This window comes from Streptomyces wedmorensis, from assembly GCF_000716445.1.
Classification (GTDB): domain Bacteria; phylum Actinomycetota; class Actinomycetes; order Streptomycetales; family Streptomycetaceae; genus Streptomyces; species Streptomyces wedmorensis.
On record NZ_JNWK01000128.1, the window covers coordinates 1 to 4254 of the forward strand.

Annotated in this window: 4 protein-coding genes; all 4 read left to right on the forward strand. The window is 75.0% G+C overall.

Annotated elements, in window-relative coordinates:
- Positions 1-281 (forward strand): acyl carrier protein (locus OO54_RS40610; RefSeq protein WP_033212682.1); only part of this gene is annotated, 281 nt, incomplete at its 5' end.
- Positions 278-1075, forward strand: coding sequence for a thioesterase II family protein (locus OO54_RS40615; protein WP_033212683.1), 798 nt, complete (start codon positions 278-280; stop codon positions 1073-1075). The genes OO54_RS40610 and OO54_RS40615, both read left to right, overlap by 4 nt.
- 77 nt (positions 1076-1152) lie before the next feature.
- A complete protein-coding gene (locus OO54_RS40620; RefSeq protein ID WP_017240607.1) occupies positions 1153-2193 on the forward strand; it encodes a TauD/TfdA family dioxygenase in 1041 nt (346 codons plus the stop codon).
- A gap of 8 nt (positions 2194-2201) precedes the next feature.
- A complete protein-coding gene (locus OO54_RS40625) occupies positions 2202-4064 on the forward strand; it encodes a non-ribosomal peptide synthetase (protein ID WP_033212684.1) in 1863 nt (620 codons plus the stop codon).
- The last annotated feature ends 190 nt before the right edge of the window (positions 4065-4254 follow it).

Here is a 4254-nt window from a genome sequence, read left to right on the forward strand (position 1 = left end):
AGGAAACCGTCCTCGACCTGTTCACCCGCACCCTCGACACCGACACCGCCCTCACCATCGACGACGACTTCTTCCACCACGGCGGCCACTCCCTCCTCGGGGCCCGCCTCACCAACCACATCGCCGGAGCCCTCGACGTGCGGCTCACCGTCCGCGACGTCTTCCAGCACCCCACCCCGGCCCGGCTCGCCGCACACATCGACTCCCTCAGGACAGCTCCGGCCCGGAAGGCGCGTCCCGCCCTCCGCCGCCGCAACGCAACGGATCGGATCAGCTCATGAGCACCCACGCCACCCCCGCCTTCACCCCCGTGCCCGAGGACGTCGTCTGGGACCTGCCCGGCGACGCCCCGCACCGCCTGTCCCTGCTGGTGCTGCCGCACGCCGGCGGCAACGCCCACGCCTACAGCGTCTGGCGCGAGCACCTCCCGGCCGACGTCCGGCTGCTCATCGGCCAGTACCCGGGCCGTGGCGCCCGCTACTGCGAGGACCTGCCCGGCTCCGTCGACGACCTCGCCCTCCCCGTCGTGGACGCCCTCCCCGGCGACACCGGCCCGCTGGTCGTCCTCGGGCACAGCATGGGCTCGCTCGTCGCCTTCGAGGTCGTCCGCGCGCTCCAGGCCGCCGGTCGCACCCCGCTCGGTCTCGTCGCCTCCGCCTGCCGGGCGCCCGTCCTGCCCAACCAGGCCCCCGTCCACCCCGAGCGGTTCGACGACGACGAGCTGGTCGCCGCCATCAAGGAGCGCGGCGGCACCGACGACGGCATCCTCGACGACCCGGAGCTCCGCGAGATCGTCCTGCCGTCCATCCGCGCCGACTTCGCCATCGACGACGCCTACCAGTGCACCGCCCCCGACGTGCGGCTCGACTGCCCGGTGACCGTCTTCGGCGGCGACGCCGACCCGATCGTGCCGGTCGACCTGCTCGACGGCTGGGCGCTCGTCGCCGGGAACGACATCGCCCCCGTGGTCCTGCCCGGCGACCACTTCTACTTCCAGCAGGACCTGGCCGGCTTCTTCGCCCGCCTCAACCCGGCCCTGGACTCCCTCCGGCGCGCGCCCGCCACCGCCGCCTGAGCCCTCCAGGCCCCGGACCCCGCGCGGCCCGCACGCCCGCACCCGCCCCGTAACCCACGAAGCAGAGGAACCTCGTCATGACCACGTTCGCCCCGAACCCGGCCGTCACCGAGGACGGCATCACCGTCGTCCGCGAGCCCGGCAAGCCCGCCCTCGTCCAGGTCCCCCGCCACGAGACGATGGCCGAGGCCACCGCCTGGCTCACCGCCCGGCGCGCCGACATCCAGGCCGAACTGCACCGCTCCGGCGCCGTGATGCTCCGCGGCCTGCCCGTCACCGACGCGGCGAGCTTCGCCGAGGCCCGCGACGCGCTCATCGCCACCCGCGCCGGATACAAGGAGAAGGCCACCCCGCGCACCGACTTCGGCGAGGGCGTCTTCTCCTCCACCGACCTGCCGGCCATCCAGCCGATCCGCCTCCACAACGAGAACAGCTACACCCTGGACTTCCCGGGCGTCCTGCTCTTCGGCTGCGTCACCGCCCCCGAGACCGGTGGCGCCACCACCGTCGGCGACATGCGGCGCGCCCTCGCGCTCCTCCCCGAGGAGCTCGTCGCCCGCTTCACCGAGGCCGGCTGGCTCCTCGTCCGCAACTACTCCGACCTCGCGGGCATGCCCTGGCGCAAGGCCTTCTCCTCGGAGGAGCCGGCCGGCGCCGAGGAGTACTGCGACGAGCACGCCATCGGCTACGAGTGGCTCGACGAGGACACCCTGCGCACCCGCCAGCTCCGTTCCGCCGTCATCACCCACCCGGTCACCGGCGAGCGCGTCTGGTTCAACCACTTCGCCTTCTGGAACGCCCGCAGCCTCGACGAGGACGTTCGCGAGGTCCTCACCGAGACCTTCGGCGCCGACGGCCTCCCCTTCGACACCCGCCTCGGCGACGGCACCGCCCTCACCGACGCAGAGGTCGACGCCGTCAACGACGCCTACCAGGCCGTCACCGTCCGCGAGACCTGGCAGGACGGCGACCTGATGCTCGTCGACAACATCCTCTGCGCGCACGGCCGCGAGGCGTACACCGGTGCCCGCAAGATCCTCGTCGCCATGGGCGAGCCGGTGCCGCTCGCCGACTGCGCCCCGACCGTCGCCCCCTCCGCCACCCCGTACGGAATGTGAGCCCCGCCATGACCGCCGTCCTCCCCGAGCCCGCCACCCTCGCCGCCGCCGTGACGCCCGCCCCGGCCGTCGGTCCCGCCGACTGCGCCTGCGCCGCCTGCGCCGCGGGCACCGGCCACGCCGACCTCCTCGCCCGGCTCGCCACCGCCCCCGGCGGCCGTACGGCCGTCGTCGCCGCCGACCGCAGCCTCACCTTCGACGAGCTGCGCGCCGAGGCCACCGCCGTCGCCGCCCGCCTCACCGCCCTCGGCGCCGGACCCGAGAGCGTCGTCGCGCTCTGCCTGCCGCGCGGCGCCGGGCTCGTCACCGCCCTCATCGGCACGCTCACCGCCGGTGCCGCCTACCTGCCGGTCGACCCGGCCCTCCCGGCCGACCGCCGCCGCTACCTCCTGGAGGACTCCGGCGCCGACCTGGTGGTCCTCGACGCCCCGGGAGAGTCCCCGGCGCCGGGCGCCCGCTCCGTCACCCTCGCCGAGCTGACGGCGGCGCCCGACGCCGACGCCCCCTACCGCCCGGCGCCCGTGACCGCCGGCACCCTCGCCTACGTCATCTACACGTCCGGCTCCACCGGCCGCCCCAAGGGCGTCGAGATCGGCCGCGGCGCCGCCTCGCTGCTCCTCGCCGAGCTGGAGGGCGTGGGTGCCGCCACCGGCGAAGCCCGCCGCGTCGGCTGGAACGCGTCCCCTTCCTTCGACGCCTCCGTACAGCAGTGGGTACGCCTCTGCCGGGGCGACACCCTCGTCATGATCGACGAGGAGACCCGCCGCGACCCGTCCCTCCTGGCCGCGTTCATCGACGCGCAGGGCCTCACCGACCTCGACATCACGCCCTCCCACGCCGACCCGCTGCTCGACCTGCTCACCCCCGACGGCGGCCCCCGTCCGCTGACCCTGCTCGTCGGCGGCGAGGCCATCACCCCGGCCCTGTGGGACCGCCTGGCCGCCGGCCACGCCTCCGGCCTGCTGCGCGCCCTCAACGTGTACGGCCCGACCGAGACCACCGTCGACGCCACCGCCGGCTGGATCGACAGCCCCGGCGAGCCGCACATCGGCACCGTCCTGCCCGGCCTGCGGATGCGCCTCCTCGACGAGAAGCTGAACCCCGTCGCCGCCGGCGAGCCCGGCGAGCTGTACCTCGCCGGACCCCGTGTCGCCCGCGGCTACCGCAACCGGCCCGTCCTCACGGCGGAGCGGTTCCTCGCCGACCCCGCCACCGACTCAGGCGACGGCGGCCGCATGTACCGCACCGGCGACCGCTGCCGCCTCCTCCCGGACGGCCGGCTCGTGTACCTGGGCCGCGCCGACGGCCAGATCAAGCTGCGCGGCCACCGCATCGAACTCCCCGAGATCGAGGCGGCCCTCACCCGCCAGGACGGTGTCGCCGAAGCCGCCGTCGTGCTCGGTGAGGACGCCTCCGGCAGCCCGGCCCTGATCGCCTACCACCGCGGCGGCGACCCCGAGGCCCTCCGCAGCGGCCTCGCGGCCGCCCTCCCCGCGTACATGCTGCCCGCTGCCCTCGTGCCGGTGGAGCGCTTCGCCACCACCCCCAGCGGCAAGCTGGACCGCTCCGTCCTGCCGACCCGCGTCGAGACGGCCGCCGCCCCGGCGGACACCGACGCCGGCACGAGCCTCGAAGGCCGCGCCGAGGAGCTCATCGGCCGTGTGTGGAAGGAGGTCCTCGGCGCCGCCTCCATCGGCCCCGACGACAACTTCTTCAAGCTCGGCGGCCACTCCCTGCTCGCCATCAAGCTGGTCTCCCGGGTCCGGGCCGAACTCTCCGTCGCCCTGCCGGTCAAGGCCGTCTACGCCAACCCCCGGCTGCGGGACCTCGCCGCCCGCATCGAGGAACTGACGGCCGCGAGGGACGCCTGATCGCCGGCACGACCGGCGCATCCCGCCCTCCGCCACCGGCCCACCCCACCCGTTCCGCCATCCACGAGGAGCAGCAACCGTGATCCCCCTGTCCTACGCCCAGCGACGCCTGTGGTTCCTGAACCGCCTGGAGGGTTCCTCGGCGGCCTACAACGCACCGGTCGTCATCCGGCTCGCCGGGCGGCCCGCG

Bases quoted from the DNA above. Each gene is read 5' to 3' on its own strand.
- OO54_RS40620 (WP_017240607.1), top strand. From the start codon at position 1,153: ATGACCACGTTCGCCCCGAACCCGGCCGTCACCGAGGACGGCATCACC.
- OO54_RS40615 (WP_033212683.1), top strand. From the start codon at position 278: ATGAGCACCCACGCCACCCCCGCCTTCACCCCCGTGCCCGAGGACGTC.
- OO54_RS40625 (WP_033212684.1), top strand. From the start codon at position 2,202: ATGACCGCCGTCCTCCCCGAGCCCGCCACCCTCGCCGCCGCCGTGACG.